The sequence below is a fragment of the Arthrobacter sp. B0316-1-20 genome, from assembly GCF_059091865.1.
In genome coordinates this window covers 186,671-209,898 of the sequence record NZ_JBNHHC010000014.1, presented here as the reverse complement: position 1 = coordinate 209,898, position 23,228 = coordinate 186,671, and the positions used below count along the sequence as shown (strand labels likewise).

Sequence of the window (23,228 nt, the reverse complement as noted above, 5' to 3'; positions counted from 1 at the left end):
TCGGCCTGGGCGAACAGGATGGCCTGGGACAGCTGCGAGCCGGTGCCCACGCCGGTGGTGCCGAAGGTCAGCTTCTTGGAGCTGTTCTTGATATCGTCCAGGTTTTCAAAACCGGATTCGGCGCTGGCAACCAACACGTAGTCGTCCTGAGAGAGGCCCTTGATGACATCCAGGTCGTCAAGGCTGACGGCTTCGTCTTCAGATACTGCCAGCGGAGTGATAGTGATCAGCGAGGCATTCAGCAGGACGAGGTTCTGTCCGTCGGGCTCCATTGCCGCGACTTCCTGCGTTGCCAGGGCGCCGTTGGCACCGGGCTTGTTCACCACCGGAACAGCGACGCCGAGCTCGTCGGCCATACCTTCGGCCGCGGTGCGCGCGATCAGGTCGGTCGACCCGCCCGGAGCCTGGCCGACGGTCAGAGTAATGGGGCCGTTGGGGAAGCTGTCCCCCTCGGCGGCAGTGCCGCCCCCAACGTTGCCGCCGCAAGCGGTCAACGCCAGCGCAGCAGAGGCAGCGGTCAGACCTAGAACGGTCCGGCGGATGGAGAGTGCTTTCACTTCGGGCTCCTTGCTCGATGAACAGCGATGTTCGAACGGGTCTCGGCCGTGACCCGACTCATATGAGACAGGTCACTAGTGGCTCGGACATCGAGCTTAGAAAGAGACTATGATGCATGTCCAAGCCCATTAGTGCATTGAATGATACTTGAAAGGCATCATGTTCACCCTGGACCAGGCCCGAAGTTTCATCGCTGTCGCCGAAGAGTTGCATTTCGGCCGCGCCGCCGAACGGCTGAGCATGACCCAGCCCCCGCTCAGCAGGCAGATCCAGAAACTGGAGCGCAGCATCGGCGTCGAACTCTTGGAGCGGGACAACCGCAAGGTGGCATTGACCGCCGCCGGACACGCCTTTCTCTCCGAGGCGCGGAAGCTGGTGGTGTCGGCAGACCGGGCGCCCCGAACGGCACGCCGCATCGCCGCCGGCCGGGCGGGTGAGATCCGGATCGGCTTCACTGCCGCCACCGCCTTCAGCGTACTCGGACCCCTGCTCGCCGAGATTGCACTGGAACTGCCCGATGTCGACGTCGAACTCGAGGAACTGGTGACCGGGGAGCAGGTTCAAGCCATTATGGACGGCGACCTTGACCTGGGGCTGGCCCGCCCGCCCTTCGACACAGACCTCTTCGAATCGCACCTGATGCTGTCGGAAAACCTGATGCTCGCAGTTCCCAGCGGGCACCCGCTGGATCAACTGGCACGTCCGCTGGCCGTGGCCGACCTCAAAGACGTGCCGCTCATCATGCATTCACCGATCAAGGCGCGCTATTTCTACGATCTGGTGGTGCGCCAAATCCCGATCGAGCACGGCAACGTCGTGCACACCGTCAGCCAGATCCTGACCATGGTGGCGCTGGTGGCGGCCGGCCGAGGTGTGGCCTTCGTGCCCGAATCGGCACAACTGCTGGGAGTCGATGGCGTCAGCTACTTGCATCTGCCCGAACTCGCGCCGGACTCGGTGGAACTGCATGCCATTTGGAACCGGAACTCGCACAACCCCGCGCTACGCAGGATGCTGGAGAGCGTGTGGGCCAAAGCCTCCTAGCTGCCAGCCGACCACCACCGCGTCTCCGAACGTCAATACTCTTAGTGCATCAATCCATACAAAAGAGGGCTTGGACAGGCATCACGTTGTCTTCCTAGGGTGGAGCCAACGCATTCAACCCGCCGCCCGCGGCACCATCGCAAAGGAAGATGCACGTGGCCCAGTACACGCCCCATGAACTCGCAGACAAGCTCAAGGACGGGCTGTTGTCATTCCCAGTGACGGCGTTTGATGCGGAGTTGAACATCGACGAAGCCGCCTACCGCAACCACCTGGACTGGCAGTCCAGCTTCGATGTCGCAGGCCTGTTTGCCGCCGGCGGCACCGGCGAAGGCTTCAGCCTGACTCCGGCCGAGTCCGCCCGCGTGGTCCGGATGGCCGTTGAGGAGGCCGGCAGCCGGGTTCCGGTGCTTGCTTCGGCCGGCGGCTCCACCGCCCAAGCCATCCAGAACGCCAAGGACGCGGAGGCCGCGGGAGCCGAGGGCCTGCTGCTGCTGCCGCCATACCTGACCGAATGCGACCAGGCCGGCCTGCTGGCGCACGTTTCGGCCGTATGCGCCGCCACCAACATCGGCGTCATCGTCTACAACAGGGCGAACGCCATCTACGCCGCGGACACCGTGGCGGCCCTGGCCGACCGGCACGCGAACTTCATCGGCTTCAAGGACGCCCTGGGCGACATCGAGCACCTTACCAAGGTCTACGCCAAGAACGGCGACCGGTTGTTCTACCTGGGCGGGCTGCCGACGGCGGAGACCTTTGCCCTGCCGCTGCTGCAGCTGGGCATGAGCACCTACTCCTCCGCCATGTACAACTTCGTGCCGGAGTTCGCCCTGGATTTCTACCGCGACGTCCGCAACCAAGACCGCGATGCCGTGACCGAGAAGCTCAACCGCTTCGTGCTCCCCTACCTGGACATCCGCGACCGGGTTAAGGGATACGGTGTTTCCATCGTCAAGGGCGGCCTGAAGGCCGTCGGCCGCGACGCAGGCTTCGTCCGCCCGCCGCTGCAGGACCTAACCGAGAAGGACATCGCCGACCTGTCGGCCCTGATTGAGGCCGCCGGCATCCGCCCGGCAGACGTCCGGCAGAACGCCTAGGTTCCGCGCCCGGGAAGCGGCCGCCCTGCACGGGGCGGCCGCTTTCCGCCCAGCAGCCACCGCAGACCATCCCCAGTCCAGAAGGAGCATCCGATGCCCAGCACGCAGACAACTCTGACAGGCCATTCGATCATCGCCGGCGAAGCCGTGACCGGTACCGGCGGCACTGTCAACGGCTTCGACCCTGCCACCAACGAAGTCCTCGAACCGGCCTACAGCCTGATCGACGCTGCCCAGCTGGCGACCGCCACGGCCGCGGCCGAGGAAGCTTTCGCCTCCTTCAGCACACTGGATCCGGAAACGCATGCCGCCTTCCTGGAGAAGATCGCCGAGAACATCGAAGCCGTCGGTGACGAGCTGGTCGAACGCGCGATGGCCGAAACCGGTCTCCCCGCCGCCCGGCTGAACGGCGAACGCGGCCGCACCACCGGCCAGCTGCGCCTGTTCGCCGCGGTAGTGCGCCAGGGCGACCACCGCGGCGTGCGCATCGATCCGGCCCAGCCGGACCGCCGGCCGATGCCCCGGGCCGACATCCGCCAGCGCAAGGTCCCGCTGGGCCCGGTCGCCGTGTTCGGTGCCAGCAACTTCCCGCTGGCCTTCTCCACCGCCGGCGGCGACACCGCCTCCGCCCTGGCCGCGGGCTGCCCGGTGGTGTTCAAGGCCCACAACGCCCACCCCGGCACCAGCGAAATCGTCGGCCACGCCATCGCCGCCGCGGTGGCCGAGGCCGGTCTGCACCCGGGCGTGTTCTCCCTGGTCTACGGCCCCGGCGCCAGCATCGGGCAGGCGCTGGTCGCCGATCCGGTCATCAAGGCCGTCGGGTTCACCGGGTCCCGCTCCGGCGGCACCGCCCTGGTGGCCACGGCCGCGGCACGGCCGGAACCGATCCCGGTCTACGCGGAGATGAGCTCGATTAACCCGGTGTTCTTCTTCGACGGCGCGCTCCAGGGCGACCTGGATGCGCTGGCCGCGGCCTACGTCGGCTCGGTCACCGGTTCCAGCGGCCAGCTGTGCACCGCTCCCGGGCTTGCCTTCGTGCCCGCCGGGGAGGCCGGGGACGCGTTCGCGGCCGCGGTGGGCCGGGCCCTGGCCCCGGCCGCCGGCCAGACCATGCTGACCCGCGGCATCGCCGACTCCTGGATCGCCGGCGTCGACTCCCTCGGGAAGCAGGACGGGGTGGACCTGGTGGCCCGCGGCCAGGACGGCGCCACGCAGAACGCCCCCGCCCCGGCCGTGTTCGGCACCGACGTCCGCACCTTCCTGACCAATGAAGTGCTGCACGAGGAAATCTTCGGCGCCGCCTCGCTGATGGTCCGCTACACCTCCAGCCAGGACCTGCTGGCTGCGGCCAAGCGGCTCGAAGGGCAGCTGACCGCCACCCTGCACATGACCGACGAGGACCACGCCACGGTGGCCCCGCTGCTGCCGGTGCTCGAGCGCAAGGCCGGCCGCATCCTGGCCAACGGCTGGCCGACCGGCGTCGAAGTCGGGCACGCGATGGTCCACGGCGGCCCCTTCCCGGCCACCTCCGACACCCGCACCACCTCGGTGGGCACCCTGGCGATCGAACGGTTCCTGCGCCCGGTGGCCTACCAGAACATTCCCGATGCCCTGCTGCCGGCACCGGTGCAGCAGGAGAACCCCTGGAAGCTGAACCGCCGGATCGACGGCGCGCTGGAACTGGCCGGAGAGCAGGCATGAGCAACCAACCCACCATTGCCGCCGTCGAGGTGGTCCCGGTCGCCGGGCACGACTCGATGCTGCTGAACCTCTCCGGCGCGCACGGGCCGTTCTTCACCCGCAACGTGGTCATCGTGACCGACTCCGACGGCCGCACCGGCCTGGGCGAAGTCCCCGGCGGGGAGAAAATCCGCACCACCATCGAAGACGCCGGCGCCCTGATCACCGGCCGCCCGGTGGCCCGCTTCCGCAGCCTGCTGCGGGAAATCGCCGCGGCCTTCGCCGACCGCGACGCCGGCGGCCGCGGGCTGCAGACCTTCGACCTGCGCACCACCGTGCATGCCGTGACCGCGATCGAATCCGCGCTGCTTGACCTGCACGGCCAGTTCCTGGGCGTGCCCGTGGCCGAACTGCTCGGCGACGGCCAACAGCGTGACGCGGTGCCGATGCTCGGCTACCTCTTCTACGTGGGCAACCCGGACGCCACCGACCTGCCGTACCTGCGCGAACCCCACGGCGCGGACGACTGGGAACGGGTGCGCCGCGAAGAAGCCATGACCCCGCAGGCCGTGGTCCGCCTGGCCGAAGCCGCGCAGGCCCGCTACGGCTTCCAGGACTTCAAGCTCAAGGGCGGCGTCCAGGCCGGGGACCTGGAAGTCGACGCGGTCACCGCCCTCAAACAGCGGTTCCCCGACGCCCGGATCACGCTGGATCCGAACGGCGGCTGGCTGCTGCAGGACGCCATCCGGCTGGGCCAGCGCATGCAGGCCGTGGTGGCGTACGCCGAGGACCCCTGCGGCGCCGAAGGCAAGTTCTCCGGCCGCGAGGTCATGGCCGAGTTCCGCCGCGCCACCGGCCTGCAGACCGCCACGAACATGATCGCCACCGACTGGCGCGAAATGGCCCACGCAGTGCGCACCAACGCCGTCGACATTCCGCTGGCCGATCCGCACTTCTGGACCATGGCCGGCTCCGTCCGCGTCGCACAACTGTGCCACGAGTTCGGGCTGACCTGGGGCTCGCACTCGAACAACCACTTCGACATCTCACTGGCCATGTTCACCCAGGTCGGCGCCGCCGCCCCGGGCGAAATCACCGCGCTGGACACGCACTGGATCTGGCAGGACGGCCAAGGCCTGACCAAGGAACCGCTGCCGATCCGCGACGGCCAGATCAAGGTCCCGCAAGCCCCCGGCCTCGGGATCGAACTGGACCGCGAACGCCTCGCCGAAGCCAACGCCCTCTACCTGGAACACGGCCTCGGCGCCCGCGACGACGCCGCCGCCATGCAATACCTGGTACCCGGCTGGGAATTCGACCCCAAACGCCCCTGCCTGGTCCGCTAGTACCCGCCGCCCGCTCCGCACCCTGCGGGGCGGGCGGTCTTCTTGTGTCCCGCCGTTTGACCTCTGCCCGGCCGCGCGTTTTGCGCCGGCCCGGGCAGAGCCGTGACTTCAGGAGGTTCCGTGGAAGGAGTGCTGCTCGGCTTCGGCGTAGTGCTGGTGATCGTTGCCGTCGGCTTTGCCGCCGCAGCCATCGTCCCGCAGAAGGCGCCGGAGATGCAGCGCGGACTGACGCCGGTGATTTACTACATCACCAATCCGGCGCTGATGCTGGTGCTGCTGTCCGAGACGGATCTCGCGTCGGTCGTCGGCGTCTACACGCCGATCGCGCTGATGACCGCCGCCCTCGCGGGAGCGGTCTATGCGCTGTTCAGCCGCTTCGTGCTGCGCCGCCCGGCAGCGCAGACGGCCGGTGGCGCCATGGCCTCCACCTACGTCAACGCGGGAAACATCGGGGTGCCGATCGCCCTCTACGCCGTGGGCAGCGCCGACCCGGTCGTTTCGGTGCTGCTGGCGCAGCTGCTGGTCATCGCGCCCGTGTACCTGACCGTCTTCGCCTGGTGCCAGCGGAAGGCGGCTGCGGGAAAGCTTTCACCGGACGACGGCGGTGCTGCCGCGGCTGTCCCGCTCTGGCGCACCGTGATCAAGTCCATCCTCAATCCGGTCACCGTCGCCACCGCCGTCGGGGCGCTCATCTCCGTGACCGGGCTGCGCCTGGCGGAAGTGCTCTGGACGCCGGTGGAAATGCTCGGCAACGCGTCCATTCCGTTGCTGCTGATGCTGTTCGGCATGAGCCTGCGCGGGCAAAAGCCGCTGACCCAGCGCGCCCTGCGGGCCGACGTCGCGCTGGGCTCCGTGGTCAAGCTGGCCCTGATGCCGGCCATCGCGTGGGCGCTGGCGCACTTCGTGTTCGATGTCGGCGGCGTCCCGCTGCTGGGCGTGGTCGTCATGGCGGCCTTGCCGACGGCGCAGAACGTCTTCCTGTTCACCAGCCAGTTCCGCATGCAGTCCACGCTGGTGCGGGACATCATCTTCCTGAGCTCCCTGCTCTCGCTGCCCGCCGTCCTGCTGGTCGCCCTGCTGCTGGGCTGAGCCCTCCGGCGGAACTCGGACGCTCGTGGACTCGGCGAGGCGTTGGAGGTTCAAGACCTGACGGGTCTGCATGACCCAAGGGGAGCCGGCGTGGCCGCACAACTGACGTGTAGCCGGCGGTGAAACCGGCTGCAGCCCGCGCTGCCCGTAGCGCTCCCTTCAGGCTGCGGTATGTCATCGCGCTTCCCCCCCCTCAGGCCAGGGTGCAGGCGTTCCTGGAAAAAGGCGAGGATGCGCCTGCGCGCGTCCTCGGCAGACGGCTCGTGATAGCCAGCGGCAACCAGCTTGGCGAGCACCTTGTCCCCGAATGTCAGCTCCGACGGGCCATGGTTGTTGAGGAAGCCGTGGCCGGCGCCGGGATAGACCTTGATGTCATGGTCTGGTCTATCCCGGCGTCGGCGAGCAGCGGCTCAAGACGGGCCGGAACCTTAGGCACTCCAGGCCAGCGGTCCCTACCTCAGCTGCGTCTGGTCTTTGCTCGCCAACGCCCGTGTAGCCTTCACCGTGGTCACAGCGGCCCACTTCTCGGCTTTCTCCTTTTCATGGTTGGGGGCCTCCTTCATTGCGGCCGCGGAACCGGTTTTCCGGACAATTATCGGGACCGGTTTTCTGCAAGGTTGAGCGGTGGCGCCCACTGTCCGGTGGTCGAAACCAGACGGCGGCGCCGCGTCGTATTTGGCTAGCGGCTCAGCCCCAGGGGATGGCGCCCAGCAGGACACCGACGGCCAGCATCACCAGCGAAACGACGGTGGCACGCCACAGCACCTTCTTGTGGTGGTCGCCCAGTTCCACGCTGGCCAGCGACACCAGCAGCAGGATCGCAGGGACGAGCGGGCTCTGCATGTGTACGGGCTGGCCTGTGATGGAGGCCCGTGCCATCTCGGCGGGGGCGATGCCGAAGTGGGCGGCAGTTTCGCTCAGCACCGGCAGCACACCGAAGTAGAACGCGTCGTTGCTCATGAAGAAGGTCATGGGGATGCTGAGCACCCCGGTGATCACGGCCATGAACGGCCCCATCGAGTCCGGAATGATGTCCACCAGCCAGGCTGCCATGGCGTCGACCATGCCGGTGCCGTTCAGCACGCCGGTCAGGACCCCGGCTGCCATCACCATGGAGACGACGGCGACGATGCTCTTGCTGTGCGCGACCAACTGGTTGGCCTGTTCCTTGACGTTCGGGAAGTTGACCACCAAGGCAATGGCGGCCCCGACCATGAAGACGTAGGCCAGCGGAACGACGTCCAGCACCAGGATCACCATGACGGCCACGGTCAGGGCCAGATTGAACCAGAACAGATGCGGACGCAGGGTGGCCCGGTTGGGGTCCAGGGCGGAGTCGGTCAGGGATCCGCCCACCGGGCCTTCCTCTGCAGCCTCCAGAACAGCGACAGAGCCACCGGCCGGAGCGCCGACCGGCGAGGTACCCGGGACGGGCTTCCCGGACCCGGCTCCGCGCCTGCCGCGGCCCCTGCCAACGCCGGAGTTTCCAGCGGAGCTGCCGGCACCGCCGTCGTCGTCCCGGGCAGCATCCGCCCACAGATCGGGCTTGCCCTTGGCGGTGGCCTTGGGATTGCCGCCCGCCAACCGCTTGCGCTCGCTCAAACCGAGCGTCCAGGCGAAGACCATCACGACAAGGATGCCTGCCAGCAGGGATGGAATCATCGGCACAAACACGTCGGTCGGGGAGACATCCAGGGCGGCAGCAGCGCGTGCCGTCGGACCCCCCCATGGAACAATGTTCATGGTGCCGTTGGCTAGGCCGGCGACGCAGGTGAGCACCACCGGGCTCATGCCCAGCCGCAGGTAGATCGGCAGCATGGCCGCCGTCGTCAGAATGAAGGTGGTGGAACCATCGCCGTCCAGCGAGACGACGGCGGCCAGCACCGCGGTGCCGAGCACAACCTTGGCCGGGTCGTTGCCCAACGTGCGCAGGATGAAGCGCACCAGTGGGTCGAACAGTCCGACATCGATCATCAGGCCGAAGAAGATGATGGCGAACATCAGCAGCGCCGCTGTGGATGTCAACGACTTCATCGACTCGAGGATCATGTCGCCCAGGCCGAGGCCGGCCCCTGCGAAGAGGCCGAAAACAGTCGGCACAATGATCAGGGCTAAAACAGGCGTCAGTTTCTTGGTCATGATCAGCGCCATAAAGACCGCGATCATTGCGAAGCCGAGGAAAACCAGCACAGCAACTCCTTTGTCTAATGCAGCCGGTGTGACCGGCTTTACAGACATTAGGGTGGTCCGGGTCACGAATGGCGGTTAAACGCCCTTCAGGTGCATACTGCTTATTGAGCACGTTTTGCTCATTTAGCTCACAGGCCGAGGGCCGCACCCGGGAGGCACCATGGAGAACGGGGGCAGGCGACCGCCCCGGATGGGCTTTTCGGCCCGCATGCTGTTTCTCCAACTGGCCGTCGTGGCCGTGGTGCTCCTTCTCTCCGCCGCCGTTCTGGGCTGGCTGACCTACCAGCGGCTGGGCGAAGACGCCGAAGGCCAGGCCCTCGCCGCGGCACGGGCCGTCGCGGCGTCCGGCGACGTCCGCGCCGAGACCGCCGCGCTGGTCGATGCCGGGCCCGATCAGCTGTCCGCAAGGGCGCTGGAGAACGGACCGCTCCAAGCACTGGCCGAGGACGTCCGGCTCCGGACCGGAGCCCTGTTCGTTGTGATCACCGACGACACAGGCCTGCGGCTGGCCCACCCCAATCCGGCCGAGCTGGGCCGCATGGTCAGCACCGACCCATCGGAAGCACTGGCCGGCCGCGAGGTCACCGAACAGGAACAGGGCACGCTGGGGCATTCCGCGCGGGCCAAGGTTCCCGTGTACGCTCCCGGGTCCGCATCCGTGGTGGGCGAAGTCAGTGTGGGATTCTCCAGCCAGGACGTGCTGCAGTCCCTGGCCCGGAGCATCCTGCCCATCGCGCTTACGACTGCCGGGGCTCTGGCGCTGGGGATGACCGCTTCCCTGCTGCTGGGCCGCAGGCTCAAGCGCCTGACTCTCGGACTCGAACCGGAGGAGATCGCGGCGCTGGCCCAGGACCAGGAGGCGGTGCTTCGCGGCGTGGACGAGGGCGTCATCGGTGTTTCCGCGGACCGCAGGATCACCGTGTTCAACCGCGAGGCCAAACGGCTGCTGGGCTTTCCCATCGACGCGGACCTCGTCGGCCGGCCGCTGGCCGAGCTGGAGATCCCCGGCGCCGGGGCATCTGTGCTGCCCGATGCCTTGGCCGGGCTGCTGGACGCCGCCGATCCGCAATCGCCCACCGTGGAGCTGGTGGTTGGTTCCCGGGTGCTGATCCTATCCGCGCGCGAAGTCCAGGCCAGCCGCACCCCGGGCAGGCGCGGCTACCGTCCCGGAACGGGCACCGGCGCCGTAGTTCCGCGTGCACCCGAACTGGGCTGGGTGATCATGCTGCGCGACCGCACGGCCGTCCAGTCGCTGACCCGCCAGCTGGACGCCGTAGGCGCGTTGAGCACCGCGCTGCGGGCACAGCGGCACGAATTCGCCAACCGGCTGCACACCATTTCCGGCCTGCTCGCCACGGGGCACCCGGACCGCGCCCAGGAATACCTCACGTCCATCATGCAGACCGGACCGCTGAACTACCCGGCCGAACAGGCCGACCTGCTGCGGGACGCCTACCTGCAGGCTTTCATCGGAGCGAAGAGCATGGAGGCGGCCGAGCGCGGCGTGGTGCTCCGGGTCGGTCCCGAGACGCTGGTGCGCGGCCGGGTCACCGACCCGCAGGATGTCACCACGGTGATCGGGAACCTGGTGGACAACGCCGTCCGGGCCGCTGTGCTCGGGAGCAACCCGGACCGCTGGGTGGAAGTCGAGGTCATGGACGAGTTAACGGAAGACGGTGGAACGCTGCACCTGGTGGTGGCAGATTCAGGAGACGGGCTGTCCGGCCTCGCCGCCGACCACCCGGCCGCCGGAGAAGCGGCCGCCGGCATTGACCAGATCTTCGCCGAGGGCTACTCGACGGCAGACCCTTCGAGAGACCACCCATCGATCAAGACCGCGCCGCCGGACGACGTGTCGGGCCTGCCCGACATCCACGGCCAAGGCTTCGGGCTGTCGTTGAGCCGCCGGCTGGCTCGGCGCCGCGGCGGGGACGTCTGGGTGGCAGATCCAGGGCGCACGTTCGGGCCGGGAGCCGTATTCTGCGCGAGGCTGCCGGGCACGGTCGAACCTGTACCACCAGGAGGAAACCATGACTGATCTACAGGTGCTGATTGTCGACGACGATTTTCACGTGGGGCGCCTGCATGCCGGATACGTTGATTCCGTCCCCGGGTTCAGCGCGCTGGCGCCTGTCGGAAGCGCCGAGCAGGCGCTGCGCTCGGCTCACGGCCAGGCACCGGACCTGATGCTGCTGGATGTGTACCTTCCCGATGCGTTGGGACTGGACCTGCTGCGGAAAGTCGACGTGGACACGATCATGCTGACCGCCGCTGCTGACGCAGCGTCCATCCGCAAAGCACTGCGCCGCGGCGCGCTCGGCTACCTGATCAAGCCGTTCACGTCGGAGCAGCTGGCGAGAAAACTGCGTGCCTACGCGCGCTACCGCCGCCTCTTGGCTGAGCAGCCGGCCGTGGACCAAGATACGGTGGACCGCGCGCTGCACGCCCTGCACCCGGCCGAGGCCGCCGTGGCGGCCCGGACCCGGTCGGCCACGGAGGCCGCCGTACTGGAGTCGTTGGCACCCGGGCTGCAGCGGTCCGCGGCGGAAGTAGCGCAGACGGTTGGCATCTCCCGGGCCACTGCCCAGCGGTACCTGTCTGCTTTGGCGGACGACGGCGCCGTCGAAATCCATTTGCGCTATGGCAGCACCGGGCGCCCAGAGCACCGTTACGGCCGGGCCGGGTGACTCAGGGCGGGGCCGTCGGCCGGTCCGGGGCACCACCGGACTGGTTTTTGTGGCCGCGCAACGGCGGGCAAAGGCAGGAACAGGGGCGGGCAATGATTGGATGGCAGGCATGACCGTTGGCTTGGTACTGGATCTTTTCGGCACCTTCTTTTTTGCCATGTCCGGTTGCCTGTTGGCGGCCCGCCGGAAATTCGACATCATCGGTTCCGTGTTCCTTGGCTCCCTGGCCGGTCTGGGCGGCGGCATCATCAGGGACGTAATTCTGGATACCGTCCCCAGTGCCTTCAACAATCCGCTGTACTTCGTCCCGCCGGTGGTGGCAGCGCTGGTGGTCTTCTTCCTGTTCCGCAGCGTGGAACGCATGCAGCGTCCATTGCTGATCTTCGACGCCGGCGGGCTGGCACTGTTCTGCATCACCGGGACGGTCAAGGCCCTGAGCCTGGGCATGAACCCTGTCGCCTCGGCGCTGCTGGGCCTGACCACTGCCGTGGGCGGCGGCATACTGCGTGACGTCGTGGCCAACCGGGTGCCCCAACTGTTCAGCCCGGACGATCTGTATGCCGTGCCCGCCATGTTGGGTTCGGCCTTGGTGGTGGTGCTGTGGTTTGCCGGGGTCTACGGAACGCTGGCCGCCGTGGGCGTGGCCGCGGTGGTGTTCGGGCTCCGTGTGGTCTCCCTGCACTATGGCTGGCACATTCCGCACGCGGCCCCGGTATCGCGCCTGCCGCAGGACGACGGCTGATCAGGGAACACCCGCGGCTGGGCGGAAGCCGCGGCTGGGCGGAAGCCGCGGCGGGACGGCTGCGGCGGCTGGACGGAAGCGGCGGCCCTGGCCCCACGCGGCGGCCGGACGGAAGCCGCGGCTGGGGGCCCACGGCCGCTCTGGGGCATCTTGTGTCGGCGCCGCTGCCCGCCCTTATGTCCGGTTTTGCCGGTGGATCTCCTCGATGATGCGGATGGCTGCCACGGCGTCCGCGGGCTCGACGGGAACCGGGGCGCCCTCGTGGATGGCCGCGGCCAGCTGCCGGTAGTACTCCGGGTAGGCGCCGGCGACGGAGCGAACCCTGCGGGTGTGGCCTGGCGTGCCGAGGGTTCCCCAGCGCTCTTCGGGCTCCTCGCCGTATCCGGCTGCCCCGGGAACCGCGCCCGCCGCCAGCGCGGCCTCCTGGCTGTCCAGCCCCCAGGAGGTGAAGGCGGCGGCCGAGCCGAGCACATGGAACCGCGGCGCGGGCAGCGCTGAGATGAGGTTCATCGACAACCGCGAGCGCACCCCAGATTCGTGCAGCAGGGAGACGAAGGCATCCTCGTCGGCGGCGGATGCTGCGGGGGCGGTGTGGCGGGCGATTTCGCCGTAGACCGTGGCGGCCGGCCCGAAGAGCGTGAGCGCCTGGTCAATCAGGTGGACGCCAAGGTCGAAGAGGATGCCGCCGCCACCGGCGACGCCGGCCGTTGCCTTCCAGGCCCGCAGACCCTCCGGCTTCCAGCGCTCAAAGCGGGACTCGAAGGTGTGGACCCGGCCGAGTTCGCCGTCGCCGATCAGCTGTTTCAGGGTCAGGAAATCCGAATCCCAGCGGCGGTTGTGGAAGACGGAGAGCACCACGCCGGCCCGTCCGGCCTTGGCCAGCAGGGCGTCGCCCTGGGCGGATGCGGGGACGAAGGGCTTGTCCACCACCACGTGCAGGCCGCGGTCCATCGCGGCGTCGGCGAGCGCGTAGTGGCTGGCCGGCGGGGTGGCCACCACCACGACGTCGAGCGGCTCCGGCGCCGCGAAGAGTTCTTCCGCCGTTGCCACGATCCGGGCGCGCGGGTGCCCGGCCGCCGCCTGTGCGGCCCGCTCGGGGTTGGCCGTGACGATCGCGTCCAGCGAGTACCCGCCCGCGGCCTCCAGCAACGGCGCGTGGAAGACCCTCCCGGAGAGTCCGTAGCCGATCACGGCGGTGCGCAGCGGGTGGTGCCCGGCCATCGTTGCTCCTAGGGTGTTCTGGTGCCGGCCGAAAGTGCCCGGCTGCCTCGAGCCTAACGGCGGACCTGCGGCTGTTCACGCAACTGCTGCGTGAGGATGTGCGCCTCCTCCAGGAGCAGCTTGCCGAGGAACTCCTGCCGGTCGGACCGGAACCGTTGTTCGATGCCGGTCAGCGACAGCGCCCAGGCCGGCTGGCCGTGCCGGTCGAAGACGGCCGCGCCCATCCCCCAACTGCCCTCCAGGATCAGCCCCGGGTTGACGGTATAGCCCCGCTGCCGGGTTTCGGCCAGGTTCGCGCGGATCTTGTCCGGCGCATGCGCCGGGCCGAAGCGCTCAACCCGGGCACCGCCGTCGTCGAGCAGCCGGTCGATTTCCCCGTCCTCCAGAAAGGCCATGATGGCCAGCCCGGCCGAAGCGATGCCCAGCGGGAAGCGGACGCCTTCGTGCAGCACAAAGGAGCGGACCGGAAAGCTGCCTTCCACCCGGACCAGGCAGACGGTTTCGTCGCCCCGCCGGATGGACAGAAAGGCGCTCTCGCCCGTTTCGTCCGCCAACCGCTGCAGGCGCGGCCGGGCCAGGTCCTCGATCGCAAAGCGGCCAGCGGCCACCGACCCGAGCACATAAAGCTCCGGGCCCAGATGCCAGGTGCCGGTCTCCGCATGATGGTCCAGCAGGCCCTCGGCGGCGAGGGAGTTCAGTAGCCGGTAGACCGTGGGCCGGGTCAGGCCCGAGGCCCGGACGATGTCCGCCAGGGCCGCGCCGGTCTCCGGGGCGCGTCCGACGATCCGCAGCAGCCGGGCTACCCGGCCGACCACTTGGGCTCCTTGTACCTGCTTGTCCGGCAATTGTCCTCCTGGCGGTCTGGCGGCCGGGCCGGGTCGGTTATGCCGCCCCGCCGATCCACAATGTGGACAGTCTACCCGCCGCTGTCCACACTGTGAATGCAGTTCTTGGCCGCCCGTTGACGGTTGCGCGGCGGCCACACTAGTCTGCCGGATAACAGCTGTCCACAAGATGGACAAGTTCCGCGCCAGGTCAGGACGAGTGGCTGCGGACGGCACTCAACGAGGAGGAAGCATATGTCCAAACTGACCGCAGGACCCGCCGCCGCTCTGGCAGGCGTGCTGCATGACGGCATGACCATTGCGGTGGGAGGATTCGGGCTCTCCGGCATCCCCGCGGACCTGATCGACGCGGTGCGCGATTCCGGCGTCAAGGACCTGACGGTGGTCTCCAACAACATGGGCGTCGACGGCAAGGGTCTGGGCGTGCTGATCGAGGCCGGGCAGGTCCGCAAGGTGCTGGCCTCCTACGTGGGCGAGAACAAGCTGTTCGCCCAGCAGTTCCTGGCCGGCACGCTGGAGGTCGAGTTCAACCCGCAGGGCACGCTCGCCGAGCGCCTCCGCGCCGGCGGCGCGGGCATCGCGGCCTTCTACACCAAGACCGGGGTGGGCACGGTGATCGCCGAAGGCAAGCCGCACGAGGAGTTCGACGGCGAGCTTTACGTGCAGGAGCGCGGGATCGTAGCTGACCTGTCCCTCGTCCACGCCCACACCGCCGACACGGACGGCAACCTGGTCTACCGCTACACCGCCCGCAACTTCAACCCGGTGGTGGCCACGGCCGGCCGCGTCACCATCGCCGAGGCCGAGGTGATCGTGGAGCCGGGTGCGCTGGACCCGAACCACATCGTCACCCCGGGCGTGTATGTCCAGCGCCTCGTGCAGGCCTCGGACCGCGCCAAGGACATCGAGCAGCGTACCGTCCGCCCCCGCCCCGCCGCCGTCGGCGCCTGAAATTTAAGACCAGAAGGAGCACATCATGGCTTGGACACGAGACGAGATGGCGGCCATCGCGGCCGCCGAACTGAACGACGGAGACTACGTCAACCTGGGCATCGGCATCCCCACGCTGGTGGCCAACAACCTGCCGGACGGCGTGCGGGTGGTGTTGCAGAGCGAAAACGGCCTGCTGGGGATGGGCCCGTTCCCGTACGAGGGCGACGAGGACGCGGATCTGATCAACGCCGGCAAGCAGACCGTGACGGTGCTGCCCGGCGGTTCCATCTTCGATTCGGCCACCAGTTTCGGCATGATCCGCGGCGGCCACGTGAAGACAGCCGTCCTGGGCGCCATGCAGGTCTCCGCCGCGGGCGACCTGGCCAACTGGACCATCCCCGGGAAGATGGTCAAGGGCATGGGCGGCGCCATGGACCTGGTCGCCGGTACCCCGCGCGTGGTGGTGCTGACCGAGCATGTGGCCAAGGACGGCACGCCCAAGATCGTCAACGAATGCTCGCTGCCGCTGACCGGAGTGAAGGTGGTCAACCGGATCATCACGGACCTCGCCGTCTTCGACATTGACGACGACGGCGGTGCCCTCCCGCTGCGGCTGGTCCGCCTGGCGCCGGGGGTCACCGTGGCCGAGGTGCGGGAGAAGACCGAGCCGGACTTCGCCGTCGCCCCTGAACTGGACGAAGCCGCCGCCGAACCGGCCGGCGCACGGGAAACAGCGCTGGAAGGAACTCACTGATGAGCCTGAAGCAACATTTCGGCCGGGACATCCTGCTGACCGGATGGGGGCACTCCCCCTTCGGCAAGCTGGCCGACGAGACGCTGGAATCGCTGATTGTCGGGGTGGCCCGGGAGGCCATCGCCAACGCCGGGTTGGAGCCGGGGCAGATCGACGAGATCTACCTGGGCCAGTTCAACTCCGGCATGGTGCCGCTGGGCTTTGCGTCCTCGCTGGCCCTGCAGGTCTCCGACGACCTGGCGAACGTGCCGGCCACGCGGGTGGAGAACGCCTGCGCGTCCGGTTCGGCGGCCGTTCAGCAGGGTGCCAAGTCGCTGCTGGCCGGCACGGCGCACAACGTGCTGGTGATCGGCGCCGAGAAGATGACCCATGCCGGCGCCGACGTGGTGGGCGCTGCCCTGCTGGGCGCCGACTACGAGGCCGCCGGCAAGCCGAGCTCCACCGGGTTTGCCGGCCTGTTTGCCGAGACCGCCAAGCACTACCAGAAGCGCTACGGCGAGGTGGGCGACGTCCTCGGCTCGATTGCCGCGAAGAACCACCGCAACGGTGTGGCCAACCCCTACGCGCAGCTGCGCAAGGATCTGGGTGAGGAGTTTTGCCGGACGGTCTCGGACAAGAACCCGGTAGTTGCCGAGCCGCTGCGCCGCACGGACTGCTCTCCGGTCTCCGACGGTGCCGCCGCCGTGGTGCTCAGCACGGAAGCGCCGCGTTCCGGAGCCGCAGCTGCTGCCGTGCGGCTGGCCGGCTTCGGCCATGCCAACGACTTCATGCCGGCAGAGAAGCGCGATCCAACCGCCTTCGCCGGCAGCCGCGCCGCCTGGCAGCGCGCCCTGGAAATGGCCGGGGTGGGGCTGGATGACCTTGACCTGGCGGAGGTGCACGACTGCTTCACCATCGCCGAGCTGATCATGTACGAAGTCATGGGGCTGACCCCGGCCGGCGAGGGCCGCCGCGCCATCGAGGAAGGCTGGGTGTACCGGGACGGCAAGCTGCCGGTGAACCTGTCCGGCGGGCTGAAAGCCAAGGGCCACCCGGTCGGCGCCACCGGCGTCTCGCAGCACGTGGTGGCCGCCATGCAGCTGTCCGGCACTGCCGGCGACATGCAGCGCCCGGGTGCCCGGCGGGCGGCAGTGCACAATATGGGCGGCCTGGCGATCGCCAACTACGTCAGCGTGCTCGAAGCGGTGTAGTCCCTCTCTGGGTTGGCGGCAACGGGCGCCCGGCGACCGGCCGGGTGCCCGTTCGCGTCCCTGGCTGGTTTGCTTTCCGGCCCCCGTGGCTCCCGGTGCCGGAGACCGCGTTCGGAAAGCGGCCGTGCAGCCTTGCCGCCGGGCCGACCTGACGTCGGGCAGGCCCCCGGATGATCATAGTGACCTACGTCGCCGCGCCGTGGTTGATGCCGGCCTCCAGCAACTCCTGCAGCCCCCGGCGGAACAGCTCCCTGCCGCCGTGGGCCGGGTGGCGGACCTTCGGCACGTTGAGCCCGGCCGCCGCGACGCTGCGGTGCCCTATGTTCCCCACGGCAACGACCGTGTCGATGCCGAAAATGCGGGCCAATTCCTGCCAGAGCGGCAAGCCGGCCCGGATTTCGGCGCTCGAGGGCGTCCGGTTGGAGTGCGGCCGTCCGGGCTGGTGCGGGTGGAACGGGTACGCGCTCCAGAGCAATGGCAGGAAGTCCAGATCGGCCAGCACGTTCCACATCACCGTTGCCGTCGGCTCCGCCGGCACGGTCAGGACCTCCGGCGGAACCACGTAACCGTTGCCCGGGCCGAACATGCCGAACGGGTCACGGCCTGAAATCAGCGCCTTGTTGGTGAAGGGGACTCCGGTCACCGTCATGCCGCGGTACCCGGGCGCCTCCCCGACCAGCAGGACCTTGGGCCGGCGTTCCAGCATCTGTTCCAGGTACCTGGCGATGTTGTGCCGGCGCGCTGCGTTCGCCGGCACGGATGACGAGAAGAAGTTGCGGCTCGCCGGGCCCGTCTCGAACTCCCCCAGCCGCACCACAAAGTCCCTGATTTCCTGCTGCGCCGTCACCATCCCAACCTAAGCGATCAGCGCGGCGACGGTGGAACCTGAACCTGCGAACCCGGATCGCTCACCATCCAGTGGCGGGAAGATGCAGCGAAACGGCCCTGTTCGCTGCATCTTCTCACCACTCGAATGCGCAGGGAGATAGCAACGACGCCGGTGCCCGGGCGAGGAAGAATCCCCACCCGGGCACCGGCGTCGCGCTGTGAAGTTGTCAGGCTGCAGCGAGCGCGAAAGCCCGCAGCCCGCCACCCAGCCGCTTGGCCACCCAGCCGCTAGGCGCGGGCGGAGTCCTTGGGCAGTCGGGCCGCCAGCTTCCACGCGGCCGGCATGGCGGCTGCCGCGATCAGCGACTTCACGATGCCGCCGATGATGAACGGGTACAGGCCCCACTCGAGCGTCTGCTGCAGGTCGGCGCCCAGGGAAATGGCCAGCCAGGCCATGCCGAAGACGAAGGTGATCACGGTGCCCGCCAAGAATGAAACGGTGGCGCCCAGGAACTTTTTGTCCCAGTTGCGCTTGGCCAGCCAGCCGGTCAGCCCCGCGGCGGCGATGAAGCCCACCAGGTAGCCGCCGGTCGGGCCAACGGCGGCGGCCAGGCCGGAGGATGCGTCGCTGAACACCGGCATGCCGGCCACGCCGGCCACCCAGTACAGTGCCATCGACAGCATGCCGCGGACCGGGCCCAGCGTGCTGCCGACCAGCAGGACGGCCAGGGTCTGGCCAGTGATCGGGACCGGCCACAGCGGCACGGCCAGCTGCGCCATGACGGCGGTCAGGCCTGCCCCGCCGACAACCAGCGCGGTGTTGGCCAAGGCGGTGCTGGGGACCAGGGCGTCGGCCAGGACACCCTGTCGCGCAACGGCGGCTGAACTCATGTTTGCTCCTTCTCGGGGACATTTCCTTGCGGAAACTGTGGTCCGGTTTCGGCACCACTGTACCGGCAGCACTCCGCTGCAAAGCCGATTATGGCGATGATTACGCAGTTCCCTGCCGGCTGCGGGAGGACTACCCTGAAATGCAGGAGCGCTATGGAGCCAATCGAAACACTGCTGGCTACTGCACGCGATGCCTACGCGCGCGGGGAATGGCGCCCAGCCTATGACGGATTCGAGCAGGCCCGCAGCCTCTCGCCACTGGACGTGGAGGATCTGGCCCGGCTGGGCGACGCCGCCTGGTGGGTGGGGGATGTCCGCGAATCGGTAATGGACTCCGAGGAAGTCTTCCACCGCTACGAGAACGACGGCGAAAAACTCGCTGCCGCCATGAAGGCCCTGGATCTGGGACTGCTGTGGACGCTGCGCGGGGACCTGATGATCGCCTCCGGCTGGATCAACCGCGCCAGGCGCATGCTGCTGGATGCCCCGCAGAGCCCGGTCCACGGTTTCCTGCTGTATCTGGACACCGTCAACGCGCTGCTGTTTGCCGAAGACCCGGAGCCGGCCTTGGCCGCCGCCGAGGAGCTGCAACAGATGGGGCGGAGGTTCAACGCGCCCGTGCTGCATTCCTTCAGCCTCACCCTGACAGGTTTGGCCGATCTGCGGGCCGGGCGGACGGCCTCGGGCTTCGCGGCCTTGGACGAGGCGATGCTCCCGGTCCTCGCCGGGCAGGTGCCCCCAACCTGGTCGGGAGACATCTATTGCACGGTACTCCACGCCTGCTACCAGCTGGCTGACCTGCCGCGGATGCGGGCATGGACCGAAGCCACCGAGCGCTGGTGCGAGCAATTGGCGGGCGGCATGGTCTTTTCCGGCGTGTGCCACATCCACCGGCTCCAAATCCGCAGCATAGAAGGCAATTGGGACGGAGTGGAACGCGAGATCGCCCAAAGCAGCTCGGAACTGGCAGACCGAAACGTGTGGGCCGCCGGTGAAGGGTACTACCAACTCGGCGAGCTGCGCCGGCTGCGCGGCGACCTGCAGGGCGCCACCGACTCCTACGCCAGGGCGCGGGACTTAGGTGTTGAGCCACAGCCCGGCGAGGCCAAACTCCTGGCCGCGCGCGGACATCTCGACGCCGCGTGGGCCGGCCTGTCGGCAGCACTCGAGTCCAACGATCGGCTGACCCGGGCACAAATGCTGCTCCCCGCGGTAGAACTCGCCGTGCAGCTGAAGTTGACGGCGGAAGCCGAGGAATACTGCCGCGAACTGGAGCAATCTGCCGGTGACTTCAGCAGCCCCGGTTTCCTGGCCTGGGCACGGCATGCCCGCGGGGTACTGCTGTTTTCCGGCGGCCAGGCCGCGCAGGCCCTCTCCGTGCTGAGGTCCGCGCTGCAGGGGTATCGTTCCCTGCACCACCGGCACGACACCGCGCGGGTGTACGAACTGCTCGCGGCCGTGCACCGCGAGCTGGGCCAGCCGGAGACCGCGGCGTCGGAAGAGGCGACGGCCCTGGCCATCTACCGGGAGCTCGGGGCGGTGCCGGATGTGCGCCGCCTGGACGGCCAAAGGTCCCCGGGCGGCCTGACGGATCGGGAAGCGGAGGTACTTGCCTGCATCGCCCGCGGCGCCACGAACAAGGAAACGGCAGCGGCACTGTTCATCAGTCAGAAGACGGTCGGCAGGCATCTGGCCAATATTTTCCTCAAGATCGGTGTCTCGTCCCGCACCGCGGCCGCCGCGTGGGCCCACGAGCACGGCGTTACCGCTCCCTTGACCCGGCGCTGACGCCTGCATCGTTGGCTAGACCCTTACGCCTGCATCGTTGGCTAGACCCTTACGCCTGCATCTTTTGCCCCATCCGACCCGCCCGATCCCACAGAACTTGCCCGATGTTCCCGGTGCCGCCGGCTCCCTACCGTGGGATTCAGCAGGCAACAGGTGCCTGCTTCCAGACCACGGGAGAAGCCATGACCACCATCCAGGAAGCTGCCGGACAGTTCGACACCGAAACCGCCGAAGCCTTCGCCCAGCGCTGCCTGACCATCCTGAACGACGGCGCCCTGGCCATGCTGGCCAGCATCGGTCACCAGACGGGGCTGTTCGACACCCTGGCGGCGTTGCCGCCGGCCACCAGCCAGCAGATCGCGGACGCCGCGGAGCTGGACGAGCGCTACGTGCGCGAATGGCTCAACGGCCTGGCCGCGTCGCAAGTGGTGGTGTACGACCCGGTTGCGCGCACTTACCGGCTGCCGGCCGAACACGCCGCCTCGCTGACCAGGGCCGCCGGCCCGGACAACCTGGCGCGGCTGCTTCAGTACATCCCGCTGCTCGGCGGCGTGGAGGAGGGGGTCGTCGCCGCATTCCGCCAGGGCGGCGGGCTGTCCTATGCCGACTATCCGCGCTTCCACCAGCTGATGTCGGAGGAAAGCTCGGCGGTTTTCGACGCCGGACTGATCGAGGAGATCCTGCCGCTGGCCGACGGGTTGGTCGAACGCCTGCGCCGGGGCATCGACGTGGCCGACATCGGCTGCGGCAGCGGGCATGCCATCGACCTGATGGCGCGGGCGTTTCCCGCCAGCCGGTTCACCGGCTACGACTTCTCGCCGGAGGGAATCGCCCGGGCACGGCAGGAAGCGGCGCGCATGGGCCTGCACAATGCCTCGTTCGAGGTCCGGGACGTCGCCGAGCTGAAGGAACCGGGACGGTTCGACCTGGTCACCGCCTTCGACGCCATCCACGACCAGGCCCAGCCGGCGCGCGTGCTCGGCGAAGTCCACGCGGCCCTGCGGCCCGGCGGAACCTTCCTCATGGTGGACATGAAGGCCTCCAGCAATGTGGAGGACAACGTGTCGCTGCCCTGGGCGGGCTTCCTCTACACCATTTCGGTGATGCACTGCATGAGTGTTTCGCTGGGCCAGGGTGGCGCGGGACTCGGCACCGCATGGGGCCGGCAGCTTGCCCTGTCCATGCTGGCGGATGCGGGCTTTTCCGGGACGGTCGTCAAGGACGTCGAGCAGGACCCGTTCAACGCCTACTACATCGCGGCCAAACGGTAACCCGACGACGGCGGCTCAGGCCGCCAGTCCGGCGGCCTGGGCCGTCAGCTCCAGCGCGCGCAGCCGCTGCGCGACGGTCGGCGCCTGGAACGCCACGATCAGCTCGTCGGCACCGGCATGCTTGGCGAAGCCTTCCAGGTACTCCGCCACCGCCTCGCGCGTCCCGACGGCCGAGTACTTGACCATCTGCTCCACGTGCTGGCCCTGCGGCGAGTCCAGGATGAGGTCCGCTTCCTCGTCGGTAAAGGTCCGGTCGCGGCCGAACAGCAGCGAGACGCGGCTGCGCCGGACAACCTGGAACTGCTCCTGCGCTTCCTCGTTGCTGTCCGCGGCGATGGCGTTCACACCGGCGATCACGTACGGTTCGGCGAGTTGCTCCGACGGCTGGAACTCGCGGCGGTAGACGGACACGGCGTCCTGCAGCGCATTGGGCGCGAAGTGCGAGGCAAACGAGTACGGCAGCCCCAGCGCCGCGGCCAGCTTCGCGCCGAACAGCGAGGAGCCCAGGATGTACAGCGGCACGTTGGTGCCCTTGCCCGGTGTCGCATCCACGCCCTTGATGCGCGACTGTCCGGTCAGGTAGCCCTGCAGCTCCAGCACGTCCTGCGGGAAGGATTCGGCGCTCATCGGATCGCGGCGCAGCGCCCGCAAGGTGTTCTGGTCGCTGCCCGGCGCGCGGCCCAGGCCAAGATCGATCCGTCCCGGATGGAGCGCCTCCAGCGTGCCGAACTGCTCGGCGATGGTCAGCGGGGCATGGTTCGGAAGCATGATGCCGCCGGCGCCCAGGCGGATGCTGTTGGTGTGCGCCGCCACGTGGGCAATCAGCACGCTGGTGGCCGAGGACGCGATCGACGCCATGTTGTGGTGTTCGGCGTACCACACCCGCCGGTAGCCCAGTTCCTCCGCCCGCTGCGCCAGGGACACACTGCCGGCCAGGCTTTCACCCACGGTTTCGTTCGTGCCGATGGTTGCCAGGTCAAGGATGGACAGAGGTACGTTCACGTCGGCGGGGCCTTTCGTCGCGGGACGCCCGGGGTGGTTGCCGCGGGCACACATCCTGCACAACGACGG

21 protein-coding genes are annotated in these 23,228 nt (G+C 68.4%); 13 read left to right on the top strand and 8 right to left on the bottom strand.

Annotation, left to right across the window (positions count from 1 at the left end; genetic code table 11):
• Positions 1–557, bottom strand: a 557-nt coding sequence (locus tag AC5RW2_RS22960; protein ID WP_494074680.1) for a tripartite tricarboxylate transporter substrate-binding protein, incomplete at its 3' end; no start/stop codon positions are given.
• A gap of 160 nt (positions 558–717) precedes the next feature.
• Here AC5RW2_RS22960 and AC5RW2_RS22955 point away from each other — a divergent pair.
• From AC5RW2_RS22955 to AC5RW2_RS22935, 5 genes are all read left to right on the top strand, one after another.
• Positions 718–1,602, top strand: a complete 885-nt coding sequence (locus tag AC5RW2_RS22955) for a LysR family transcriptional regulator (RefSeq protein ID WP_494000868.1) — start codon at positions 718–720, stop codon at positions 1,600–1,602.
• A 155-nt stretch (positions 1,603–1,757) separates the two neighbouring features.
• Positions 1,758–2,702 carry a 5-dehydro-4-deoxyglucarate dehydratase gene (gene kdgD, locus AC5RW2_RS22950; RefSeq protein WP_494000869.1) on the top strand — a complete coding sequence of 315 codons (945 nt, stop codon included), beginning with the start codon at positions 1,758–1,760 and terminating at the stop codon, positions 2,700–2,702.
• 93 nt (positions 2,703–2,795) lie between these two features.
• Positions 2,796–4,403, top strand: coding sequence for an aldehyde dehydrogenase (NADP(+)) (locus AC5RW2_RS22945; RefSeq protein ID WP_494074679.1), 1,608 nt, complete (start codon positions 2,796–2,798; stop codon positions 4,401–4,403).
• Complete coding sequence (locus AC5RW2_RS22940; RefSeq protein WP_494074678.1) at positions 4,400–5,728, top strand: enolase C-terminal domain-like protein; 1,329 nt, start codon at positions 4,400–4,402, stop codon at positions 5,726–5,728. Before AC5RW2_RS22945 ends, AC5RW2_RS22940 begins: the two co-directional genes overlap by 4 nt.
• Positions 5,729–5,848: 120 nt before the next feature.
• Positions 5,849–6,817, top strand: coding sequence for an AEC family transporter (locus tag AC5RW2_RS22935; protein WP_494074677.1), 969 nt, complete (start codon positions 5,849–5,851; stop codon positions 6,815–6,817).
• 50 nt (positions 6,818–6,867) lie between these two features.
• Here the strand turns inward: AC5RW2_RS22935 and AC5RW2_RS22930 are convergent, their stop codons facing one another.
• Positions 6,868–7,188: a dienelactone hydrolase family protein gene (locus tag AC5RW2_RS22930; RefSeq protein ID WP_494074685.1), complete on the bottom strand. Its 321-nt coding sequence runs from the start codon at positions 7,186–7,188 to the stop codon at positions 6,868–6,870.
• Positions 7,189–7,504: 316 nt separating this feature from the next.
• Positions 7,505–9,007 carry a CitMHS family transporter gene (locus tag AC5RW2_RS22925; RefSeq protein WP_494074676.1) on the bottom strand — a complete coding sequence of 501 codons (1,503 nt, stop codon included), beginning with the start codon at positions 9,005–9,007 and terminating at the stop codon, positions 7,505–7,507.
• Positions 9,008–9,167: 160 nt separating this feature from the next.
• Between AC5RW2_RS22925 and AC5RW2_RS22920 the strand changes: the two genes are divergently transcribed.
• From AC5RW2_RS22920 to AC5RW2_RS22910, 3 genes are all read left to right on the top strand, one after another.
• Positions 9,168–11,045, top strand: a complete 1,878-nt coding sequence (locus AC5RW2_RS22920; protein WP_494074675.1) for a sensor histidine kinase — start codon at positions 9,168–9,170, stop codon at positions 11,043–11,045.
• Positions 11,038–11,694: a response regulator gene (locus AC5RW2_RS22915; RefSeq protein WP_494000877.1), complete on the top strand. Its 657-nt coding sequence runs from the start codon at positions 11,038–11,040 to the stop codon at positions 11,692–11,694. Before AC5RW2_RS22920 ends, AC5RW2_RS22915 begins: the two co-directional genes overlap by 8 nt.
• Positions 11,695–11,803: 109 nt before the next feature.
• A complete protein-coding gene (locus tag AC5RW2_RS22910) occupies positions 11,804–12,436 on the top strand; it encodes a trimeric intracellular cation channel family protein (RefSeq protein ID WP_494000878.1) in 633 nt (210 codons plus the stop codon).
• 174 nt (positions 12,437–12,610) lie between these two features.
• Here AC5RW2_RS22910 and AC5RW2_RS22905 read toward each other — a convergent pair whose 3' ends face one another.
• The gene (locus AC5RW2_RS22905) at positions 12,611–13,657 is read right to left on the bottom strand and encodes a Gfo/Idh/MocA family protein (protein WP_494074674.1); all 1,047 of its coding nucleotides are present in this window, start codon (positions 13,655–13,657) and stop codon (positions 12,611–12,613) included.
• A gap of 53 nt (positions 13,658–13,710) precedes the next feature.
• On the bottom strand, positions 13,711–14,472 hold the full coding sequence (locus AC5RW2_RS22900) for an IclR family transcriptional regulator (RefSeq protein ID WP_494013716.1): 762 nt from the start codon (positions 14,470–14,472) through the stop codon (positions 13,711–13,713).
• Between the two features lie 264 nt (positions 14,473–14,736).
• On the opposite strand from AC5RW2_RS22900, the gene AC5RW2_RS22895 reads away from it, so the two are divergent.
• The 3 genes from AC5RW2_RS22895 to AC5RW2_RS22885 are packed head-to-tail and all read left to right on the top strand — an operon-like array spanning position 14,737 to position 17,379.
• Positions 14,737–15,453, top strand: coding sequence for a CoA transferase subunit A (locus AC5RW2_RS22895; RefSeq protein ID WP_494074673.1), 717 nt, complete (start codon positions 14,737–14,739; stop codon positions 15,451–15,453).
• Positions 15,454–15,478: 25 nt separating this feature from the next.
• Positions 15,479–16,189 carry a CoA transferase subunit B gene (locus AC5RW2_RS22890; protein ID WP_493978990.1) on the top strand — a complete coding sequence of 237 codons (711 nt, stop codon included), beginning with the start codon at positions 15,479–15,481 and terminating at the stop codon, positions 16,187–16,189.
• Positions 16,189–17,379, top strand: coding sequence for an acetyl-CoA acetyltransferase (locus AC5RW2_RS22885; protein WP_494074672.1), 1,191 nt, complete (start codon positions 16,189–16,191; stop codon positions 17,377–17,379). Before AC5RW2_RS22890 ends, AC5RW2_RS22885 begins: the two co-directional genes overlap by 1 nt.
• A gap of 184 nt (positions 17,380–17,563) precedes the next feature.
• On the opposite strand, the gene AC5RW2_RS22880 is transcribed toward AC5RW2_RS22885, so the two are convergent.
• Together AC5RW2_RS22880 and AC5RW2_RS22875 are read right to left on the bottom strand one after the other, a co-directional pair.
• On the bottom strand, positions 17,564–18,226 hold the full coding sequence (locus AC5RW2_RS22880) for a uracil-DNA glycosylase (protein WP_494000883.1): 663 nt from the start codon (positions 18,224–18,226) through the stop codon (positions 17,564–17,566).
• A gap of 269 nt (positions 18,227–18,495) precedes the next feature.
• On the bottom strand, positions 18,496–19,098 hold the full coding sequence (locus AC5RW2_RS22875) for a biotin transporter BioY (RefSeq protein WP_494000884.1): 603 nt from the start codon (positions 19,096–19,098) through the stop codon (positions 18,496–18,498).
• A gap of 153 nt (positions 19,099–19,251) precedes the next feature.
• Between AC5RW2_RS22875 and AC5RW2_RS22870 the strand changes: the two genes are divergently transcribed.
• Positions 19,252–20,886, top strand: a complete 1,635-nt coding sequence (locus tag AC5RW2_RS22870; protein ID WP_494074671.1) for a LuxR C-terminal-related transcriptional regulator — start codon at positions 19,252–19,254, stop codon at positions 20,884–20,886.
• Between the two features lie 182 nt (positions 20,887–21,068).
• Positions 21,069–22,157 carry a class I SAM-dependent methyltransferase gene (locus tag AC5RW2_RS22865; RefSeq protein ID WP_494074670.1) on the top strand — a complete coding sequence of 363 codons (1,089 nt, stop codon included), beginning with the start codon at positions 21,069–21,071 and terminating at the stop codon, positions 22,155–22,157.
• Positions 22,158–22,172: 15 nt separating this feature from the next.
• Here AC5RW2_RS22865 and AC5RW2_RS22860 read toward each other — a convergent pair whose 3' ends face one another.
• Entirely contained in the window at positions 22,173–23,159 is a 987-nt protein-coding gene (locus AC5RW2_RS22860) for an LLM class flavin-dependent oxidoreductase (protein WP_494024201.1), read from the bottom strand.
• Between the last annotated feature and the right edge of the window lie 69 nt (positions 23,160–23,228).

Bases quoted from the DNA above. Each gene is read 5' to 3' on its own strand.
- AC5RW2_RS22915 (WP_494000877.1), top strand. From the start codon at position 11,038: ATGACTGATCTACAGGTGCTGATTGTCGACGACGATTTTCACGTGGGG.
- AC5RW2_RS22875 (WP_494000884.1), bottom strand. From the start codon at position 19,098: ATGAGTTCAGCCGCCGTTGCGCGACAGGGTGTCCTGGCCGACGCCCTG.
- AC5RW2_RS22910 (WP_494000878.1), top strand. From the start codon at position 11,804: ATGACCGTTGGCTTGGTACTGGATCTTTTCGGCACCTTCTTTTTTGCC.
- AC5RW2_RS22895 (WP_494074673.1), top strand. From the start codon at position 14,737: ATGTCCAAACTGACCGCAGGACCCGCCGCCGCTCTGGCAGGCGTGCTG.
- AC5RW2_RS22920 (WP_494074675.1), top strand. From the start codon at position 9,168: ATGGAGAACGGGGGCAGGCGACCGCCCCGGATGGGCTTTTCGGCCCGC.
- AC5RW2_RS22865 (WP_494074670.1), top strand. From the start codon at position 21,069: ATGACCACCATCCAGGAAGCTGCCGGACAGTTCGACACCGAAACCGCC.
- AC5RW2_RS22885 (WP_494074672.1), top strand. From the start codon at position 16,189: ATGAGCCTGAAGCAACATTTCGGCCGGGACATCCTGCTGACCGGATGG.
- AC5RW2_RS22940 (WP_494074678.1), top strand. From the start codon at position 4,400: ATGAGCAACCAACCCACCATTGCCGCCGTCGAGGTGGTCCCGGTCGCC.
- AC5RW2_RS22945 (WP_494074679.1), top strand. From the start codon at position 2,796: ATGCCCAGCACGCAGACAACTCTGACAGGCCATTCGATCATCGCCGGC.
- AC5RW2_RS22955 (WP_494000868.1), top strand. From the start codon at position 718: ATGTTCACCCTGGACCAGGCCCGAAGTTTCATCGCTGTCGCCGAAGAG.
- AC5RW2_RS22870 (WP_494074671.1), top strand. From the start codon at position 19,252: ATGGAGCCAATCGAAACACTGCTGGCTACTGCACGCGATGCCTACGCG.
- AC5RW2_RS22890 (WP_493978990.1), top strand. From the start codon at position 15,479: ATGGCTTGGACACGAGACGAGATGGCGGCCATCGCGGCCGCCGAACTG.
- AC5RW2_RS22905 (WP_494074674.1), bottom strand. From the start codon at position 13,657: ATGGCCGGGCACCACCCGCTGCGCACCGCCGTGATCGGCTACGGACTC.